Annotated in this window: 18 protein-coding genes; 5 read left to right on the top strand and 13 right to left on the bottom strand. The window is 70.1% G+C overall.

Features of this window, described 5'->3' with window-relative positions; all coding sequences use genetic code 11:
• The first annotated feature begins 49 nt into the window (after positions 1-49).
• Complete coding sequence (locus JMV16_RS19225) at positions 50-1,309, top strand: nitronate monooxygenase (protein WP_201495906.1); 1,260 nt, start codon at positions 50-52, stop codon at positions 1,307-1,309.
• 109 nt (positions 1,310-1,418) lie between these two features.
• On the opposite strand, the gene minE is transcribed toward JMV16_RS19225, so the two are convergent.
• From minE to JMV16_RS19200, 5 genes are all read right to left on the bottom strand, one after another.
• Positions 1,419-1,682 (bottom strand): cell division topological specificity factor MinE, encoded by a 264-nt coding sequence (gene minE / locus JMV16_RS19220; protein WP_201495905.1) that lies wholly within the window; start codon positions 1,680-1,682, stop codon positions 1,419-1,421.
• 5 nt (positions 1,683-1,687) lie between these two features.
• The gene (gene minD, locus JMV16_RS19215) at positions 1,688-2,503 is read right to left on the bottom strand and encodes a septum site-determining protein MinD (RefSeq protein WP_201495904.1); all 816 of its coding nucleotides are present in this window, start codon (positions 2,501-2,503) and stop codon (positions 1,688-1,690) included.
• A 49-nt stretch (positions 2,504-2,552) separates the two neighbouring features.
• A complete protein-coding gene (minC, locus tag JMV16_RS19210) occupies positions 2,553-3,365 on the bottom strand; it encodes a septum site-determining protein MinC (RefSeq protein ID WP_201495903.1) in 813 nt (270 codons plus the stop codon).
• A 146-nt stretch (positions 3,366-3,511) separates the two neighbouring features.
• On the bottom strand, positions 3,512-4,699 hold the full coding sequence (locus JMV16_RS19205; RefSeq protein ID WP_201495902.1) for a vWA domain-containing protein: 1,188 nt from the start codon (positions 4,697-4,699) through the stop codon (positions 3,512-3,514).
• 10 nt (positions 4,700-4,709) lie between these two features.
• Positions 4,710-5,627, bottom strand: a complete 918-nt coding sequence (locus JMV16_RS19200; RefSeq protein WP_411565050.1) for an AAA family ATPase — start codon at positions 5,625-5,627, stop codon at positions 4,710-4,712.
• A 202-nt stretch (positions 5,628-5,829) separates the two neighbouring features.
• Between JMV16_RS19200 and JMV16_RS19195 the strand changes: the two genes are divergently transcribed.
• The gene (locus JMV16_RS19195; protein ID WP_201495901.1) at positions 5,830-6,123 is read left to right on the top strand and encodes a hypothetical protein; all 294 of its coding nucleotides are present in this window, start codon (positions 5,830-5,832) and stop codon (positions 6,121-6,123) included.
• A gap of 84 nt (positions 6,124-6,207) precedes the next feature.
• On the opposite strand, the gene JMV16_RS19190 is transcribed toward JMV16_RS19195, so the two are convergent.
• The 6 genes from JMV16_RS19190 to JMV16_RS19165 all read right to left on the bottom strand — a co-directional run bounded on the left by JMV16_RS19190 (position 6,208) and on the right by JMV16_RS19165 (position 12,316).
• Positions 6,208-7,101, bottom strand: coding sequence for a 2-hydroxy-3-oxopropionate reductase (locus JMV16_RS19190; RefSeq protein WP_201495900.1), 894 nt, complete (start codon positions 7,099-7,101; stop codon positions 6,208-6,210).
• 31 nt (positions 7,102-7,132) lie between these two features.
• On the bottom strand, positions 7,133-7,921 hold the full coding sequence (locus tag JMV16_RS19185) for an HpcH/HpaI aldolase family protein (RefSeq protein WP_201495899.1): 789 nt from the start codon (positions 7,919-7,921) through the stop codon (positions 7,133-7,135).
• A 22-nt stretch (positions 7,922-7,943) separates the two neighbouring features.
• Entirely contained in the window at positions 7,944-9,278 is a 1,335-nt protein-coding gene (gudD, locus tag JMV16_RS19180; protein ID WP_201495898.1) for a glucarate dehydratase, read from the bottom strand.
• Between the two features lie 12 nt (positions 9,279-9,290).
• Positions 9,291-10,265: a Bug family tripartite tricarboxylate transporter substrate binding protein gene (locus JMV16_RS19175; RefSeq protein ID WP_201495897.1), complete on the bottom strand. Its 975-nt coding sequence runs from the start codon at positions 10,263-10,265 to the stop codon at positions 9,291-9,293.
• A 119-nt stretch (positions 10,266-10,384) separates the two neighbouring features.
• Entirely contained in the window at positions 10,385-11,428 is a 1,044-nt protein-coding gene (locus tag JMV16_RS19170; RefSeq protein WP_201495896.1) for a LacI family DNA-binding transcriptional regulator, read from the bottom strand.
• 45 nt (positions 11,429-11,473) lie between these two features.
• A complete protein-coding gene (locus JMV16_RS19165) occupies positions 11,474-12,316 on the bottom strand; it encodes a hypothetical protein (RefSeq protein ID WP_201495895.1) in 843 nt (280 codons plus the stop codon).
• 108 nt (positions 12,317-12,424) lie between these two features.
• On the opposite strand from JMV16_RS19165, the gene JMV16_RS19160 reads away from it, so the two are divergent.
• The gene (locus JMV16_RS19160; RefSeq protein WP_201495894.1) at positions 12,425-12,886 is read left to right on the top strand and encodes a (2Fe-2S)-binding protein; all 462 of its coding nucleotides are present in this window, start codon (positions 12,425-12,427) and stop codon (positions 12,884-12,886) included.
• 1 nt (position 12,887) lies between these two features.
• A complete protein-coding gene (locus JMV16_RS19155) occupies positions 12,888-15,188 on the top strand; it encodes a xanthine dehydrogenase family protein molybdopterin-binding subunit (protein ID WP_201495893.1) in 2,301 nt (766 codons plus the stop codon).
• On the opposite strand, the gene JMV16_RS19150 is transcribed toward JMV16_RS19155, so the two are convergent.
• Positions 15,166-15,432: a hypothetical protein gene (locus tag JMV16_RS19150; protein WP_201495892.1), complete on the bottom strand. Its 267-nt coding sequence runs from the start codon at positions 15,430-15,432 to the stop codon at positions 15,166-15,168. The genes JMV16_RS19155 and JMV16_RS19150 overlap by 23 nt on opposite strands.
• Positions 15,433-15,597: 165 nt before the next feature.
• On the bottom strand, positions 15,598-16,476 hold the full coding sequence (gene cynR / locus JMV16_RS19145; protein ID WP_201495891.1) for a transcriptional regulator CynR: 879 nt from the start codon (positions 16,474-16,476) through the stop codon (positions 15,598-15,600).
• Positions 16,477-16,570: 94 nt separating this feature from the next.
• On the opposite strand from cynR, the gene JMV16_RS19140 reads away from it, so the two are divergent.
• A complete protein-coding gene (locus JMV16_RS19140) occupies positions 16,571-17,782 on the top strand; it encodes a muconate cycloisomerase family protein (RefSeq protein WP_201495890.1) in 1,212 nt (403 codons plus the stop codon).
• The last annotated feature ends 3 nt before the right edge of the window (positions 17,783-17,785 follow it).

Here is a 17,785-nt window from a genome sequence, read left to right as displayed (position 1 = left end):
TCGGCTCCACCGGCCGATGGCCCGGGCACATAAGAGATAAAGGCCGACCATGAAGCGCTTGGATGACTACCGCATGCGGCTGGGCCGCCACGAACTGGTGCCGATCATGATCGGCGGCATGGGGGTGGACATCTCGTCCTCCGACCTTGCCCTCGAGGCGGCGCGCCTGGGCGGCGTGGGCCACATCTCCGACGCCATGGTCAAGACGGTGACCGACCGCCGCTACAAGACCAAGTTCGTCAAGGCCAAGCAGGCGCAGTACAAGTACAACGTCGATTCGCAGGACAAGTCGCCCGTCAAATTCAACCTCGAGCACCTGGCCGAAGCCACCCGGCTGCACGTCGAGGGCACGATGGCGCGCAAGCAGGGCAGCGGCCTCATCTTCATCAACTGCATGGAGAAGCTGACGATGAACGGCCCGCGCGAGACGCTGCGCGTGCGCCTGGCGGCGGCGCTGGACGCCGGCATCGACGGCATCACGCTGGCCGCCGGCCTGCACCTGGGCTCGTTCGCGCTGATGGAGGACCACCCGCGCTTTCGCGATGCCAAGCTGGGCATCATCGTCTCGTCGTTGCGCGCGCTGCAGCTCTTCCTGAAGAAGAACAGCCGCCTCAACCGCCTGCCCGACTACGTGGTGGTCGAAGGCCCGCTGGCCGGCGGCCACCTGGGCTTCGGCATGGACTGGGCCAACTACGACCTCGCCACCATCGTGGCCGAGATCATGGCCTACCTCAAGCAGGAGGGCCTGGCCGACATCGCCGTCATCCCGGCCGGCGGCATCTTCACCGGCAGCGATGCGGTGCGCTTCATGGAAGCCGGCGCCGCCGGCGTGCAGGTGGCCACCCGCTTCACCGTGACGCGCGAATGCGGCCTGCCCGACGAGATCAAGCAGGAATACTTCAAGGCCGAGGAAACCGACATCGAGGTCAACGAGATCTCGCCCACCGGCTACCCCATGCGCATGATCAAGAGCAGCCCCGGCATCGGCGACGGCATACGCCCCAACTGCGAAGCCTATGGCTACCTGCTCGACGCCAATGGCAAGTGCGCCTACATCACGGCCTACAACCGCGAGGTGGACGCCCACCCCGAGGAACGCCGCGTCTCGGTGATGGATAAGACCTGCCTGTGTACGCACATGCGCAACTTCGAGATCTGGACCTGCGGCCACAAGACGTACCGTCTCAAGGAGACGACGCTGCGGCAGCCGGACGGCAGCTGGCAACTGCTGAGCGCGGCGCATGTCTTCCAGGACTACCAGTTCAGCACCGACGGGCAGATTCGCCTGCCCGAGCCGGCCGCCACCTGATACGGATTCGCCTTCAACCGTCTAACGTCGTTGGGTCGCCTCGCCGTGCTGGCGCACTGTCTTCGGCTCCCCGCCTGGTTATACGGTCGAATGCAAACCCGTATGAGCGCTACTTCAGCTCGTCGGGCAGCTCGATCTTCACCTCGAGCACCTCGAAGTTGTCCTGCTTCTCGACGCTCACCTTCACATCGGCGAGCGAGACCTTGACGTACTTGCTGATCACCGCCATCAGCTCCTGCTGCATCTGCGGCAGGTAGTCGGCGCGCGAGACGCCGCGGCCCGAGCGCTCGTGCGCCAGGATGATCTGCAGCCGCTCCTTGGCCACGGACGCGGTTTTCTTCTTCTCGCCGAGAAAGAAAGACAGAAAGGACATCGCGCTCACCTCCCGCCGAACAGGCGCTTGAGGAAGCCCTGTTTCTCCGCGTTGACGAAGCGCATCGCCACCTTCTCGCCCAGGAAGCGCGCGATCACGTCCTGGTAGGCCTGGGCGACATCGCTGTCCTTCAGGTGAATGGCCGGCAGGCCCTGGTTGCTGGCCTGCAGCACGGTCTCGCTCTCGGGGATGACGCCGATCAGCGGGATGCGCAGGATCTCCTGCACGTCGTCCAGCGACAGCATTTGCCCGCCCTGCACGCGGCTCGGGTTGTAGCGGGTGATCAGCAGGTGTTCCTTGACCGGCTCCTTGCCCTCGATGGCGCGCTGGGTCTTGGACGCCAGCATGCCGAGGATGCGGTCGCTGTCGCGCACCGAAGAGACCTCGGGATTGGTCACCACCAGGGCCTCGTCGGCATAGTGCATGGCCATCAGCGCGCCGGTCTCGATGCCGGCCGGCGAATCGCAGACGATGTACTCGAAGCCCAGGCCGGCGAGGTCGTCGAGCACCTGCTTCACGCCCTCCTGGCTGAGCGCGTCCTTGTCGCGCGTCTGGCTGGCGGCCAGCACATGGAGCTGGTCGCAGTTCTTGTCCTTGATCAGGGCCTGGTTGAGGTTGGCCTCGCCCTGGATCACGTTGATGAGGTCGTAGACCACGCGGCGCTCGCAGCCCATGATGAGGTCGAGGTTGCGCAGGCCGACGTCGAAGTCGATGACGGCGGTCTTGTGGCCGCGCAGGGCCAGGCCCGACGCGAAGCTGGCACTCGTCGTGGTCTTGCCCACGCCGCCCTTGCCGGACGTGACGACAATGATTCGGGTCATCGGGACGTTTTCCTGTTCAGTGTGTAGTTGCAGCGGCGGGCCGGCGCGCTCAGGCGCGCAATGGCTCGACGATGAGGCTTTCGCCCTCCAGGCGCACCTGGGCCGGATGGCCGGTGACGCCCGGGGGCAGCGGGGTTTCGGTGGTGCGGTAGATGCCGGCGATGGACACCAGTTGCGGCTCCATGCAGGTGCTGAAGATGCGCGCCTCGGTGTTGCCGCGCGCACCGGCAATGGCGCGGCCACGCAGCGGCGCATAGACGTGGATATGGCCGTCGGCGATGACCTCGGCACCGAAGCTCACCACCGACAGCACCACCAGGTCGGCGCCGCGGGCATAGACGCGCTGGCCCGAGCGCAGCGGCTTGTCGACCACCATCGTCGGCAGGCGCGCCGGCAGCGCGGGGGCTTGCGCTGCCGCCTGCGGTTCTGGCACGGCTTCGACAGCGTCCGCGGCCGGCGCGGCTTCCACCGGCGGCAGCGCCGGCTCGGTCAAGGTGATGGCGGGCTGGATGCGCGGCTCGCGCCGCGGTTCGGCCTCGCCGGCCTCGGCCAGGCCGGCCTCGCGCGCCGCGGCGCGCTGCGCGGCGCTGCCGCCCTGCACGCCCACCGGCCGCATGCCGTGGTGGCGCAGCGCCGCCAGCAGCGCCGGCCAGTCGAGTTCTGCCTCGGCCTGGTCTTCGGGCAGGGCGCCGAGGTCGACCACCACCGCCTCGTCGTCAAAGAGGCCGGGGCTGTCGGCAAAGCGCGCGTCCAGTTCGGCCGCCAGCAGGGCCGCATCGACCGTGTGCAGGCGCAGCGCGGTGAGGATCCAGGTGTGGCTCTTCAGCTCGAACGGGGTTTTGGCCAGCAGGGCAACAGACATGGGCTGAATGGGGCGTGGCGGCCGGCTCGGCCGAGCCCGCCGGTGCGGACGGGCATGCACCGAAGACCGTGGAAGCGGGTTCGGCGGCGGGGTTGACGTGGGGCGCCTTGCGCGGCCGCCGCGTCGGGGACCGGGGACAAAGTCTACTATGGCCGCCCTTTTGGCCCGCAGACCGGCCCAGCGCGCCGGCCGGGAGAACCCTGGGTGCCCAGCGCCGCAGCCAGACCGGCCAGGCTGGCGAGGTTGTGTACCGGCAGGAAGCGGTCGACATGCGGCAGCAGCGCACGCACACCGGCAGCGCGCGGCTCGAAGCCCGCAAAGCGAAGCAGCGGGTTGAGCCAGACCACGCGGTGGGCCGTGCGCCGCAGCCGCGCCGCGACCTGTCCCAGGCGCTGGCTGTCATCGTGGTCCAGGCCGTCGCTGACCAGCAGCACGGTGGCCCGGGCGCCGAGCACGCGGCGCGACCAGTCGCGGTGGAAGGCGTCCAGTGCGCCGGCGATGCGCGTGCCGCCCTTCCAGTCCTGCACCGCGGCCTCGACCCGGGCCAGCGCGCGGTCGGGGTCGCGCTCGCGCAGGCAGCGCGTGATGTTCGTGAGCCGGGTGCCGAAGGTGAAGGCCTGCACGCGCAGATGGCGGCACATCAGGCCGTGGATGTAGTGCAGGAAGAGGCGCGCATAGCGGTCCATCGAGCCCGAGATGTCGAGCAGCACGACAAGGGGTGGCAATTGCTGGCGCGGCCGGGTGTAGCGTGGCAGCAAGGTGTGGGGCTGGCGCACCATGGCCTGCAGGGTGCGGCGCAGGTCGATGCGACCGCGCGGCGCGGCCCCTCGGCGGCGCTGGCGCACAGGGGCCACCGGCGGCGGCAGGCGGGCGGCCTGCGCCTGCGCCCAGGCGTACTCGGCGGCCGTCATCTGCTCGAAGTCAGCGCGCTGCAGGCGTTCTCGCGCAGTGAAGCCGGTGCCAGCCTCGTGTACCGGCGGCTCGGGCGCGGCCGGGGCCGCCGGTGGCGCCTTGGCCAGCGTCCCGGCCTGCACCACTGCCAGGGCCTCAGCCAGGCGGCGGGAGGGCGACACCTCGGTGGCGCTCACGGGCGCCGAAGCAAGCGCGGCATGGCCAGGCGCGCGCCAAAAGGCATCGAAGGCCGCATCGAAGACGGCCTGCTGCTCGCGGTGGTCCAGCATCACCGCGGCCAGCGCCGCATGCACATCGTCACGGCGCTCCAGGCCCACGGCCTCGACAGCCGCGAGGGCGGTCAGCACGCGGTCGGGCCCGGCCTGCAGGCCGGCGGCGTGCAGAAGGCGCGAGAAGCGGGTGATGTGGGCGGCCAGCCGCATGCGGGGCACTTCAGCGCGGGGCGGCGTCAGCACCCAGTTCGGCCAGCAGGCGCGCGACTTCGCCGCCTTCGACGCGGGCGATGTCGTCCTGGTACTTGAGCAGCACGCCCAGGCTGTCGTGTACGGCCGCCGGCTCCAGATGGCTTGCATCCAGCGCCACCAGGGCACGCGCCCAGTCCAGGGTCTCGGCCACGCCCGGCACCTTGAAGAGGTCCAGCTGGCGCAGGCGCTGGACGAAGGCCACCACCTGCCGCGCCAGGCGCTCGCCGGCCTCGGGCGCCTTCAGCGCCACGATCTGCAGCTCGCGCTCGGCGTCGGGAAACTCCACCCAGTGGTAGAGGCAGCGGCGCTTGAGCGCGTCGTGGATTTCGCGTGTGCGGTTGCTGGTGATCAGCGTGATGGGCGGCGCGCTGGCCTTGATGGTGCCCAGCTCGGGCACGGTGATCTGGTTCTCAGCCAGCACCTCGAGCAGGAAGGCATCGAAGGGCTCGTCGGCGCGGTCGAGCTCGTCGATCAGCAGCACCGGCCGCCGGCTCTGGCTCAGCGCCTGCAGCAGCGGCCTCTCGATCAGCATCTCGCGGGCGTAGAGGCTGCGCACGAGACGGTCGTGGTCAATGGCGTGGGCCGCCTCGGCGAGACGGATCTCGACCATCTGGCGCGCCACGTTCCATTCGTAGGCGCACTGGGCGATTTCCAGGCCCTCGTAGCACTGCAGGCGCAGCAGCGGCGCATCCAGCACCGCGGCCAGGGCCTTGGCCAGCTCGGTCTTGCCGACACCGGGCTCGCCTTCCAGAAACAGCGGGCGCTGCAGCTTGAGGCTCAGGAACACGGCGGTGGCCAGGCGCCGGTCGCACAGGTAGTGACGCTCGGCCAGGGCCTGCATCACGGCGTCGACGGAGCCGGGCGGGCCCGGGTTGGCTGGGGTCATGGCTGCGGAGTCACTTTCATGGTGCTGAAGATTGCGGGGCGTCGCAACGATGCCGCACCGCAACATTTTCTTGGCTTCTTTTTGCACAAGCCTAGGGTTAACCCGTAAACTCGCCCCGTAAGTATCTGCAAGCCAAGGCCACAAGCCCGGCGCTCGCCCCCCCCCGCCAGATCCCATGCATTCCATCCGAGGGAGATCCCCCATGATCAAGTTCATCCGCCCCATCCTGGCCGTGTTCAGCGTTTGCGCACTGGCCGCCCTGCCGGCACAAGCCGAGCCGGTGGCCAAGGTCGTGGCCGACTACACCGTCTTCGTCGACCCGCCGTCGGGCTTCACCTACGTCAAGCTGCCCACGGGCTGGGTGTTCGTCGGCAAGGTGGAAGCCGCCCATGTGGCCAAGCTGCCGCCCACCGTGGTGACGGCCCTGCTCGCCGGCCGCTACGTGGACGAAGACACCGCGCTGGTGGCCGGAAGCCAGGCCGCGAAGAGCCGCTGACGGCTCTGCCGGGCCCCGGGGTCCGGCTGTGCGGGCGGGTGGGCCGCCAGGTCGGGGCCACACCAGGGCTCGGCGCGGGCCGTCTCAGCCCTTGGCGACTTCGTGGCCGGCCATCAGTTCCAGCGCTTTCACCAGCGCCGAGTGATCGAGCTCGGCCATGCCGTTGGCGGCACAGGTCTGCATCAGCTGGGCCGCGCCGGCGGTCTGCGGCAGCGCCACGCCCAGTTCCTTGGCGCCCTGCAGCGCCAGGTTCAAGTCCTTCTGGTGCAGCTTGATGCGAAAGCCCGGCTTGAACGTGCGCTTGATCATGCGCTCGCCGTGGACCTCAAGAATGCGGCTGGCCGCGAATCCGCCCATCAGCGCCTGGCGCACCTTGGCCGGGTCGGCGCCGGCCTTGCTGGCGAAGAGCAGGGCCTCGCCGACGGCGGCGATGTTGAGCGCGACGATGATCTGGTTGGCCACCTTGGTGGTCTGGCCGTCGCCATTGCCGCCGACCAGGGTGATGTTCTTGCCCATCGCCTCCAGCAGCGGACGCACGCGCTCGAACACCGCCTCGTCGCCGCCGCACATGATGGTGAGCGACGCCGCCTTGGCCCCCACCTCGCCGCCCGAGACCGGGGCGTCGATGTAGTCGGCGCCCAGCGCATTGATCTTCTGCGCGAAGGCCTTGGTTGCCATCGGCGAGATCGAGCTCATGTCGACCACCACCTTGCGCACAGCGCCCGCCTGCAGGCCGGCGGCCACGCCCTGCTCGCCGAAGAGAACGGCCTCGACGTCCGGCGTGTCGGGCAGCATCAGGAAGATGACCTCGGCGCGGCGCGCCACCTCGGCGGCGTTGGCACAGGCCAAGGCCGAAGCTGCGGTGATGGCCTCGGGCAAAGCGCTGCGCGTGTAGACGTGCAGCGTGTGGCCGGCAGCGGCCAGGTGCAGGGCCATGGGCGTGCCCATGATGCCCAGGCCGATGAATCCGATGTTCATGGGTGTTCCCCTTGGAGTTCGCGAAAGCGGTTCAGTAGCTGCCGCCGGCGGCGGGTGCCGTGCCGGCGCGCATGCGCGCCATCACCTGCTGCGCGCCGGCGGCCATCAAGCGGGCGTCGGAGCTGACGGTGACGAATTGGAAGCCGCGGGCGATGCGTGCCAGCGCCGCCTCGGGGCTGCCGTTGTGGATGCCGGCCACCACACCGTGGGCCTTGGCACGCGCCAGGATGTGGTCTACCGCCTCGGCCGCCTTGGGGTCGAGGTCGTCGAAGGTGGGGCGGCAGCCCAGCGCCAGCGAGAGATCCGACGGGCCGATGTAGATGGCATCCAGGCCCTCGACCGAGAGGATGGCATCGAGGTTGTCCAGCGCCGCCGCGGTTTCGATCATCGCGAAGGTGACGATGGTGTCGTCGGCATGCTGGGGGTAGTCGGCGCCGCCGTAGAGCAGCGCGCGCACCGGCCCGAAACTGCGCGTGCCACGCGGCGCGTAGTGGGTGTAGGCCACCAGCTTCTGCGCGTCCTCGCGCGTGTTCACCATGGGGCAGATCACGCCATAGGCGCCGGCGTCCAGGCTCTTCATCAGGATGCCAGGTTCCAGCCAGGGCACGCGCACCACCGGCACCGTGGCCGTGGTGCTGATGGCCTGCAGCATGGTGAGCATCGCTTGATAGTCGACCACGCCGTGCTGCAGGTCGATGGTGAGCGAATCCCAGCCCTGGTGGGCCATGGTCTCGGCCGAGAAGCTGTTGGGAATGGCCAGCCAGCCGTTGACGGCGGCACCGCCGCTCTTCCAGATCTGGCGCAGTCGGTTTTCACGCATGGAGCGCTCCTGGGTGTTTCGCTCAGCGGTCCAGCGCGGGCCGCTTGGGGTTGAAGGTCCAGCCGGGGACGAGGTATTGCATGGCCGCGGCGTCGTCGCGTGCGCCCAGGCCGTGCTCGCGGTAGAGGCGGTGCGCCTTCTCGACCTCGGCCATGTCCAGCGTGACGCCCAGGCCCGGCTTGGTGGGCACCTGCACATGGCCGCCAACGATTTGCAGCGGTTCCTGCGTCAGGCGCTGGCCGTCCTGCCAGATCCAGTGCGTGTCGATGGCCGTCACCTTGCCCGGCGCGGCGGCCCCGACATGGGTGAACATGGCCAGCGAGACATCGAAGTGGTTGTTCGAGTGCGAACCCCAGGTCAGGCCCCAGTCGCGGCAGGTCTGGGCCACACGCACGCTGCCGGCCAGCGTCCAGAAGTGCGGGTCGGCGAGCGGGATGTCCACGCTTTGCAGCGCCAGCGCGTGGCTGAGCTGGCGCCAGTCGGTGGCGACCATGTTGGTGGCCGTGGGCAGGCCGGTGGCGCGACGGAACTCGGCCATCACCTCGCGGCCGGAGAAGCCGTCTTCAGCGCCGCAGGGGTCTTCGGCATAGGCGACGACGCCGCGCATGCGCTGGCCCAGGCGGATGGCGTCCTTCAGCAGCCAGCCGCCGTTGGGGTCCAGCGTCACGCGCGCCTCGGAAAAGCGCTCGTGCAGCGCCGTGACGGCGTCGACCTCCTCGTCGCCGCGCAGCACGCCGCCCTTGAGCTTGAAGTCATTGAAGCCATAGCGCGCACGCGCCGCTTCGGCCAGGCGCACCACGGCCGCGGGCGTCATCGCTGCCTCGTGGCGCAGGCGCAGCCAGTCGTCGGCGGCGCCGGGATCGCTGGCATACGGCAAGCCGGTCTTGGCGCGGTCGCCCACGAAGAAGAGATAGCCGAGCATCTCGACTGCGTCGCGCTGCTGGCCTTCGCCCAGCAGCGCCGCCACCGGCACCTCGAGGTGCTGGCCCAGCAGGTCGAGCAGGGCCGATTCGATGGCGGTGACGGCATGGATGGTGGTGCGCAGGTCGAAGGTCTGCAAGCCGCGGCCGCCGCTGTCGCGGTCGGCAAAGGCCTTCTGCACCGCCTGCAACAGGGTCTGGTGCGCGCCTATGGGCTGGCCGACGACGAGGGCGGCTGCGTCTTCCAGGGTCTGGCGGATCTTCTCGCCGCCGGGCACCTCGCCCACGCCGGTGCGGCCGGCGCTGTCGCTCAGGATCAGCAGGTTGCGCGTGAAGAAGGGGCCGTGGGCGCCGCTCAGGTTGAGCAGCATGCTGTCGCGGCCGGCCACGGGGATGGCCCGCAGCGCGGTGACGACGGGCGTGGACGAGGAACTCATGGCGCCGCGCCTTCAGTCGGCGCTGATCTTGCGTACTTCGATGACCTTCTTCCAGCGCGCGAACTCCTGCTGCTGGAAGGCGGCAAACTGCTCCGGCGTGTTGGCCACGATCTCGAGGCCGACGCCGGTGAACTGTTGGCGCGTCTGCGGGTCGTTCAGCGCCGCGATCACGGCGGCATGGAATTTGGCACGCACATCGGCCGGCAGGCCCTTGGGGCCGACCACGGCCTGCCAGGAATAGACGTCGACGTTCTTCACGCCGGACTCGGCCATGGTGGGCACGTCGGGCAGCACCGGCGAGCGCTTGGCGCCGGTGACGGCCAGCGGGCGCAGCTTGCCCGACTTGATGTGCTGGAACACCGTGTTGACGTTCTGGAACGAGGCGTCGACCTGGCCGCCAAGCAGATCGGACACGGCCGGGCCGCCGCCCTTGTAGGGGATGTGGACGCCGGTCGTGCCGCTTTCCAGCCAGAAGAGTTCGGCCGTGAGGTGGTCGCTGGAGCCATTGCCCGACGAGGCAAAGCTCATCTTGTCGGGGTTGGCCTTCTGGTAGGCAATCACATCGGCCAGCGACTTGTGCGGCGAACTCGCCGGCACCACCAGCACATTGGGCGCCTGCACCGCGACGGTGATGGGGTCGAAGTCTTTCAGCGCGTCATAGGGCACGCCACCCTTGATCAGGTGGGGCGCGATGACCAGCGGGCCCAGCGAGGTGACGAGAAAGGTGGTGCCGTCGGCCGGCGCGCGCTTGACGAAGGCCGCGCCTATGGTGCCGGTGGCGCCGGCCTTGTTGTCGACGATGAAGGTCTGGTTCAGGCTCTTGGTCAGCAAGGGGCCGATGGCGCGGGCGATGGAATCAGTGGACCCGCCGGGCGGGAAAGGCACCAGCAGGGTCACCGGCTTGGCCGGCCAGGCCTGAGCCAGGGCGCTGGTGGCGGCCATCAGGCCGACGGCCAGGCCGGCCAGGGCGGTCTTGAATCTGTTCATGGCGGGCAGTCTCCTTGGGGGGAATTCGGGGCAGCTGCACCTCAAACGGTAGCGCTACCAAATGCGGACGAAATGGTAGCGCTACCTGTCAACCCTCACAAGCGCAAAAACCTAAGGGTTCACCCGAGTCCGCTGCTCGCGCGCTCGACCAGCGAGAAGCCGATGTCGACCACCCGCTGCTCGATGGCGCGGCCCTCGGCACTGTCGACGATGAACTGCGCCGCCTGGCGCCCGATCTCGCGGCTCTTGATGTGGACCGTGGTCAGCGCGGGGTCGACATCGGCGGCGAAGTCGAGGTCGCCGAAGCCGACCACGGCCAACTGCTCCGGCACGGCAACGCCGCGCACGCGCGCCTCGGTCATCACGCCCAGGGCCAGCAGGTCGGAGCTGCAGAAGACGGCGTCGATGGCGGGGTCGGCATCCAGCAGTTCGGCCAGGCCGCTGCGGCCACGCTTGAGCGTGGTGGGCGCTGGCACCAGGGCGCTGCGCACCGGCGCCAGGCCCAGGGCCAGCGCCTCGGCGCAGAAGGCGTCGCAGCGGCGCCGGGCGCGCTCGTCGTCGCCGCTCACCACCGCCAGCCGGCGCCGGCCCTTGGCGTACAGGTAGCGCGCCACCGACCGCCCCACCTCGACATGGGAGAAACCGACCAGCATGTCGATGGGCGTGGGCGTGAGATCCCAGGTCTCCACCACCGGGATGCCCGAGGCCAGCAGGCGCTTGCGGCCCGCGGCCGAATGCATGATGCCGGTGAGCACGATGCCGTCGGGGCGGCGGCCGACGATGGCCTCGATCAGCGCGTCCTCGCGCGAGCCGGCATAGCCGGCCTGGCCCAGCATCAGCTGGTAGCCGCGCTCGGCCAGGGCCTCGGTGAGCGACTGCACGGTCTCCAGGAAGACGGGGCCCGAGATCGTGGGCAGCACCGCCGCCACCAGGCGGCTGCGCGCCGAGGCCAGGCCGCCAGCCAGGCGGTTGGGCACATAGCCGGTGCGCGCCACCGCATCGGCCACCTTCTGGCGCACCTCGTCCGAGACCTGGCCCGGGTGGTTGAGCGCACGCGAGGCGGTGATGGGTGCCACGCCAGCCAGCCGGGCCACGTCGTGCAGGGTGACCGCGCCGCTGCCGCGCCGGCTGCGCCGTGGGGCTTGAACGTCTTGCTGTGCCATGGCCGATTCTAGGCAGATGACAGCGCTACCGTATTGCAGCCGCCCCTAAGGCCTTCCGCCCTCGGCGTAGACGCTGTCGCGCGACATGCAGTGCGCCAGTGCGTGCGGGCGCTGGACGGCGCCACTGCGCTCGTCGAAGCTGGCCGCCACCAGTTCCAGCGCGTCGGCATGGGCCTCCAGCGGCAGCCAGGGCGCGCCCAGCGCCGCCCACTCGGCGTCACCAAGCGCCAGTTCGCCGGCCAGAAAGACCTGGCGCGCGCCGGCGCCAGCCGCGAACGAGGCCGCCACCGCCTGCCCCTGGTCGCGCGGGCGGCACAGGCCGTGGGCCAGGGTCTGGTCGAAGACGATGAGGTCGCCCGGCTGCAGCGGCAGGCGCAAGCCGGCATGCGGCATCACGAACTCGACATCGTCCACCGCCAGCGCCAGGTTCCAGAACAAACAGGCCGTCCAGTGCCGCGCGACATCGTTGTGGAAGCCGGCACCCTGGGCGCCGAGAAAGTCGATGCGGGCGGCCACGCGCGGCCGGTAGGCCGCCTCATCGTCGCCCAGCACGCCGGTGCCGCGCAGCGCCGCAGCGATGAGCCCGACCAAATCGGCCACGCCAGGCGATGCGTCGGCCAGCTCCTGCAGTCCGACGAGGGCGTAATCGATGTCGGAGAAGGCCGCGAGCCGCATGCGGGCGAGGCCCAGGGCAGCCAGGCCGGCCAGCGCCGACGCGTTGTGCAGCACGCCGCGGACGAGGTGAACGCGGCCGTAGGGCGAGCGCGCCAGTTCGGCATGGCGCGCTTCCTCGCTGCGCACTGCATAACGCTTGAAAGGTGCAGGCACCGCCAGCGCCGCAGCTTCATAGGCCTGGTGGCTGGGCGTGCGGGCGGGGGCGGCCGTCATGGGCGCCCATTCTGCGGTCGCTGGGGATTGCGGGGCCGGGCCTCACGGCATAGATTGCGCCCACGCCGCGCCTGGCGCCGCCCCGTTCACCCTCAAGGAGTTCCACCCATGGCCAGCCTCACCGTGAATGGCGTTGTGCACGCCTACGACGGCGATCCCGAGATGCCGCTGCTGTGGTATCTGCGCGATGTGCTGCAGATGACCGGCACCAAGTTCGGCTGCGGCCAGGCCTTGTGCGGCGCCTGCACCGTGCATGTGGACGGCGAGCCGGCGCGCGCCTGCCAGACCGCCATGGGCACGCTGGCCGGCAAGCGCATCACCACCATCGAAGGGCTGCACCCCCAGGGCCAGCATCCGCTGCAGGTGGCCTGGCGCGAGCACGGCGTGCCGCAATGCGGCTACTGCCAGGCCGGCCAGATCATGCAGGCTGCCGCGCTGCTGAAGAGCAGGAAGCGCCCCAGCGACGAGGAGATCGAGGCCGCGATGTCGGGCCACATCTGCCGCTGCGGCACCTACACACGCATCAAGGCCGCCATCAAGCAGGCCGCAGCCTCCACCAAGGGAGCCTGAGATGAGCGCCCTCCTCCAGACACCCGAACCCCTGATCGGCAGCCTCGGCCGCCGCCATTTCATCGGTGGCGCCGCCGGCGGCGGCTTCGCGCTGGCCCTGGGCTGGCCGGACAGCGCCGACGCTGCCGAAGCGCCCAAGTACGGCGCCTACGGCATGCCCAACGGCGTGGTCGAGAACCCGCTGGTCTTCGTCGCCATCGCCGACGACGGCACCGTCACCATCACCTGCCACCGCGCCGAGATGGGCCAGGGCGTGCGCACCGGCGTGCCCATGATCGTGGCCGACGAACTCGAGGCCGACTGGGCCCGCGTGCGCGTGGTGCAGGCGCCCGGCGACGAGCCGCGCTACGGCAACCAGGACACCGACGGCTCGCGCACCACGCGCCACTTCTTCATGCCCATGCGCCGCTGCGGCGCCGCCGCGCGCCAGATGCTGGAATCCGCCGCCGCCGCACACTGGGGCGTGCCGGTGGCCGAGGTGGTGGCGCGCAAGCACCAGCTGCTGCACAAGCCGAGTGGCCGCAGCCTGGGCTTTGGCGAGGTGGCGCGCGCCGCCGCCGCGCTGCCGGTGCCGGCCAGCGCCGACATCAGGCTCAAGACGCCGGCCGAGTTCCGCTACATCGGCAAGGGCAAGCTGCCCATCGTCGACGGCTTCGATATCACCACCGGCCGCGCCGTCTTCGGCATGGACGTGGTCTTCCCCGACCTGCTTTTTGCCGTGGTGGCGCGCTCGCCGGTCTATGGCGGCACGCTCAAGCGCCATGACGCCCGTGCCGCGCTGAAGGTGCCGGGCGTCGTCAAGGTGGTCGAGATCAAGGGCTCGGGCATCCCCAGCGCCTTCGAGCCCCTGCCCGGCGTGGCCGTGGTCGCCACCACCACCTGGGCCGCGATGAAAGGCCGCGAGGCCCTGGTGCTCGAATGGGACGACGGCCCCAACGCCGGCTACAGCTCCGACACCTACCGCGCAACGATGTCCGAGGCCGCCGCCAAGCCCGGCAAGCTGATCCGCAAGACCGGCGATGTCGAAGCTGCCTTCCAGGCCGCGGCCAAGGTGGTGAAGGCCGAGTACTACATGCCCCACCTGACCCAGGCACCGATGGAGCCGCCGGTGGCGACGGCGCGCCTCAAGGACGGCCAGCTCGAGCTCTGGGGCCCCTTCCAGAGCCCGCAGGCCGTGCGCGGCGGCGTCGCCAAGCGCCTGGGCCTGGGCGCCGACAAGGTGACGGTCAACGTCACGCTGCTGGGCGGCGGCTTCGGCCGCAAGAGCAAGGGCGATTTCGCCAGCGAGGCCGCCCTGGTGGCGCAGCAGACCGAGGGCCGGCCGGTCAAGCTGGTGTGGACGCGCGACGACGACCTGCACCATTCGTACTACCACACGGTCTCGGTCGAGCACCTTGAGGCCGGCCTCGACGCCAAGGGCAAGCCGACCGCCTGGCTGCACCGCAGCGTGGGCCCGACGCTGATGGCGCTGTTCATGCCCGACCCCAAGCTCGAATCCCCCATCGAGCTGGGCATGGGCCTCACCAACGTGCCCTTCGCCGTGCCCAACCTGCGCATCGAGAACCCCGAGGCCGCGGCCCATGTGCGCGTGGGCTGGTACCGCGCGGTCTCCAACCTGCCGCATGCCTTCGCGATCCAGTCCTTTGTGGCCGAACTGGCCCACGCGGCCGGCCGCGACCCCAAAGATTTCCTGCTCGAACTGCTGGGCCCGCCGCGCCAGATGGACCCGCGCGACCTCAACGACAGCTGGAACCACGGCGAAGACCCCACCGCCTATCCCATCGACATAGCCCGCCTGCGCCGCGTCACCACCACAGTGGCCAAGAAGGCCGGCTGGGGCCGGGCGCTGGCCAAGGGCCGGGGCCTGGGCATCGCCGCGCACTACAGCTTCACCACCTATGTGGCGGCGGTGGTCGAAGTGGCCGTCAACGCCCAGGGCGACCTGACCATTCCGCGCGTGGACATCGCCATCGACTGCGGCGCCATCGTCAACCCCGAGCGCCTGCGCTCGCAGATGGAAGGCGCCTGCATGATGGGCATAGGCAATGCGCTGGGCAGCGAGGTCACCTTCAGCAAGGGCCGCGCCCAGCAACACAATTTCGACGGCTACGAGGTGCTGCGCATGAGCGCGGCCCCCAAGCGCATCGAGGTACACATGCTGGGGGGCGACTACAGCGCGCCGTTGGGCGGTGCCGGCGAGCCGGGCGTGCCGCCCATCGCCCCGGCGCTGTGCAACGCCATCTTCGCCGCCACCGGCAAGCGCATCCGCAACCTGCCCATCAAGGGCCAGCTGCGGGCCTGAAACCCGGAGGCGGCGCGGCCCGCGCCGGCACCTCGCCGGCCTTCTCGCGCGCCGCGTCGTGCAGATGCCGGCGCAGGAAGTTGGCCGCCGCCTCGCTCTGGCCGGCCAGCAGCAGCCCGTTCTCGGTGCAACGCTCGGGCAGCCGGCCCAGCAGGCAGTCGTCGGCAATCCGCAGGTAGACGGACTCGTTCTCGTCGGCCGGCGGCAAGGCTGGCAGGGCCGGGGTGCGCTGGCGCGGGCCCACGGCATAGCCGCCCTCGGGGCAGGCCTTGAGCCGCCGTACGTCAGCTGCCCCTCGAAAATGCTCACCGCTTCAAAGCGGACGTCCAAGGACCGCAGGCGCCTCTCGAAGGCCTTCGCAGCTTTGCTGCCCGACAGAGGGCAGCGCGCGGCGGTTGATTGGCCAGCCTCAACGGCGTAGCGCCTCGCGCAGTCTCGCTGCGAACTCGCGTGCCGCCGCGCTGCGTGACGCGCCGCGGCGCCAGAGGATGCCTGCGTGCCGCACCACTTGCGGCGCGGTCAGCGCGATGGCGTGCAGATCGGGTGCCAGGCGCGCGGCGCGCTCGGGCACGATGCTGGCCACGTCGCCATGGCGGCACACCACCAGCAGCGACTCGACCGACGCCATCTCGATGCGCACCGTGGGCACGACGCCGGCTTCGTGCAGGCCCGCATCGACCAGGCGCCGCGTTGCGAAACTGCGCGGCAGCAGCGCCAGCGGCACGCCGTTCAGCGCCTTCAACGCCAGGCTGCGCCGCGCCGCCAGCGGGTGCGCGGGCGCCACCACCAGCAGCATGTGTTCGTCGAACAGCGCTTCGGTCTCGATCTCGGCGTGTGTCGTCGGGTGGAAGGCGATCCCCAGGTCAAGTTCCCCGCTGCGCAACTGCTCCTCGATGGGCCCGGCGCGCAGTTCGCGCACCTCGATCACCACGCCCGGGTAACTGCGGCTGAAGGCCCCCACCGTGACGGGCACGACGGTGTTCAGGAAGGTCGGGATCGCGCCCACCGTGAGGCGACCCGACTGCAGGCCGCTGAGCTCGGACAGTGCCATGCGACCGGCCTCGATTTCCTTCAGCGCGCGCGTGGCGTAGCTGCGGAACTCGGCGCCGGCCTGTGAAAGCCTGAGGCCGCGCCCCAGCCGCTCGAAGAGCTGCACCTGCAGTTCCTCTTCCAGCTGGCGCAGGCCGTGGGACAGCGTGCTCTGCGTGACGAACAGGTTCTGCGCCGATTGCGTGAGGTGTTCGGTCTCGGCGATGTCGAGGAAGTAGCGCAGCTGGCGGAGTTCCATCGCCGCATCGTAGCGCGTACCGTTCGTTCATATCGAACGATTCATCGAAAATATGTCATTGGAGTTGGCAACGCAGGCGCCTTAACGTGGCGACATGCAACACCATCCTAGGTTCCTCCCCACGCCGGGAAGCTGGCCCATCGAACGCATCGAGGCCCGCATCATCGACATCCCGACGGTCCGGCCGCACAAGCTGGCCTTCGGCGCCATCAGCCGCCAGAGCCCGGTCATCGTTCAACTTTGGCTGGCCGACGGCGCCTGCGGCTTCGGCGAGGCCGCGACCATCGGCGGCCCCTCATGGAACGAGGAATCGCCCGAGAGCATCCTGCACGCCATCCAGAACCACCTGGCCCCGGCGTTGTTGGGACAACCGGGCGGCCACTTCGGCGCCGCTCTGGCGCGCATGGACCTCGCCTGCCGCGGCAATGCCTTCGCCAAGAGCGCGGTGGAGATGGCGCTCATCGACGCCGTGGCGCGCACGCTGGGTCTGCCGGCCTGGCAGCTGCTGGGCGGGCGCCGCCACAACAGCCTGCCGCTGGCCTGGACGCTGGCCAGCGGCGACGCGGCCCGCGACATCGAGGAAGCGCAGCTGCGGCTGCAGCAGCGCCGCCACCGCATCTTCAAGCTGAAGATCGGCGCCCGCGCGCCGGCCCAGGATGTGGCGCATGTGGCGCAGATTGCCCGTGCGCTGGACGGCCAGGCGACGCTGACGGTGGACGTCAACCAGGCCTGGGACGGCGCCACTGCGCGGCGTTGGCTGCCGCCGCTGATCGCCGCCGGCGTGACCCTGATCGAGCAGCCGGTGGCGAAGTGGAACGTCGAGGCCCTGGCCATGCTGACCGCGACGCTGGGCGATCGCGCAGCCTTCATGGCCGACGAAACCGTGTGTACGCCCCAGGACGCGATGCGGCTGGCGCGCGCCCAGGCGGCGCAGGTGTTCTCGCTGAAGGTGGCCAAGCACGGCGGCCTGCTGCGCACGCTGCAGGTGGCGGCCGTCGCCGAGGCGGCCGACATCGGCTGGTACGGCGGCACCATGCTCGAAACTTCGATCGGCAGCGCCGCCGCGGCACATGTCTTCAGCACGCTGGGCCCCCAGCACCACGGCTGCGAACTCTTCGGCCCGCAGTTGTTGGTGGACGATGTCGTGGGCGCGCGCATGGAGATCCGCGACTTCGAATTGCAATTGCCCGACGGGCCGGGATACGGCGTCGAGGCCGACATCGCGCAGCTGACCCGCTTCGACCGCGCTCGTGCGGGCCTGAACGCCACGCACGTCGATCTCGGCCGTCGCGCCGCAATGGCTTGAGCA

Source organism: Rubrivivax sp. A210 (genome assembly GCF_904426505.1).
In the GTDB taxonomy this organism is placed as follows: domain Bacteria; phylum Pseudomonadota; class Gammaproteobacteria; order Burkholderiales; family Burkholderiaceae_C; genus Rubrivivax.
This window is presented reverse-complemented; position numbering and strand designations above follow the sequence as displayed.

What these genes read in the sequence shown, in the direction of transcription:
- JMV16_RS19200 (WP_411565050.1), bottom strand. Translation starts at nt 5,627, where the DNA reads ATGACCCCAGCCAACCCGGGCCCGCCCGGCTCCGTCGACGCCGTGATG.
- JMV16_RS19205 (WP_201495902.1), bottom strand. Translation starts at nt 4,699, where the DNA reads ATGCGGCTGGCCGCCCACATCACCCGCTTCTCGCGCCTTCTGCACGCC.
- minE (WP_201495905.1), bottom strand. Translation starts at nt 1,682, where the DNA reads ATGTCCTTTCTGTCTTTCTTTCTCGGCGAGAAGAAGAAAACCGCGTCC.
- JMV16_RS19160 (WP_201495894.1), top strand. Translation starts at nt 12,425, where the DNA reads ATGGCCAGCCTCACCGTGAATGGCGTTGTGCACGCCTACGACGGCGAT.
- gudD (WP_201495898.1), bottom strand. Translation starts at nt 9,278, where the DNA reads ATGAGTTCCTCGTCCACGCCCGTCGTCACCGCGCTGCGGGCCATCCCC.
- JMV16_RS19190 (WP_201495900.1), bottom strand. Translation starts at nt 7,101, where the DNA reads ATGAACATCGGATTCATCGGCCTGGGCATCATGGGCACGCCCATGGCC.
- minD (WP_201495904.1), bottom strand. Translation starts at nt 2,503, where the DNA reads ATGACCCGAATCATTGTCGTCACGTCCGGCAAGGGCGGCGTGGGCAAG.
- JMV16_RS19225 (WP_201495906.1), top strand. Translation starts at nt 50, where the DNA reads ATGAAGCGCTTGGATGACTACCGCATGCGGCTGGGCCGCCACGAACTG.
- JMV16_RS19195 (WP_201495901.1), top strand. Translation starts at nt 5,830, where the DNA reads ATGATCAAGTTCATCCGCCCCATCCTGGCCGTGTTCAGCGTTTGCGCA.
- JMV16_RS19155 (WP_201495893.1), top strand. Translation starts at nt 12,888, where the DNA reads ATGAGCGCCCTCCTCCAGACACCCGAACCCCTGATCGGCAGCCTCGGC.
- JMV16_RS19165 (WP_201495895.1), bottom strand. Translation starts at nt 12,316, where the DNA reads ATGACGGCCGCCCCCGCCCGCACGCCCAGCCACCAGGCCTATGAAGCT.
- minC (WP_201495903.1), bottom strand. Translation starts at nt 3,365, where the DNA reads ATGTCTGTTGCCCTGCTGGCCAAAACCCCGTTCGAGCTGAAGAGCCAC.
- cynR (WP_201495891.1), bottom strand. Translation starts at nt 16,476, where the DNA reads ATGGAACTCCGCCAGCTGCGCTACTTCCTCGACATCGCCGAGACCGAA.
- JMV16_RS19170 (WP_201495896.1), bottom strand. Translation starts at nt 11,428, where the DNA reads ATGGCACAGCAAGACGTTCAAGCCCCACGGCGCAGCCGGCGCGGCAGC.
- JMV16_RS19140 (WP_201495890.1), top strand. Translation starts at nt 16,571, where the DNA reads ATGCAACACCATCCTAGGTTCCTCCCCACGCCGGGAAGCTGGCCCATC.
- JMV16_RS19175 (WP_201495897.1), bottom strand. Translation starts at nt 10,265, where the DNA reads ATGAACAGATTCAAGACCGCCCTGGCCGGCCTGGCCGTCGGCCTGATG.
- JMV16_RS19185 (WP_201495899.1), bottom strand. Translation starts at nt 7,921, where the DNA reads ATGCGTGAAAACCGACTGCGCCAGATCTGGAAGAGCGGCGGTGCCGCC.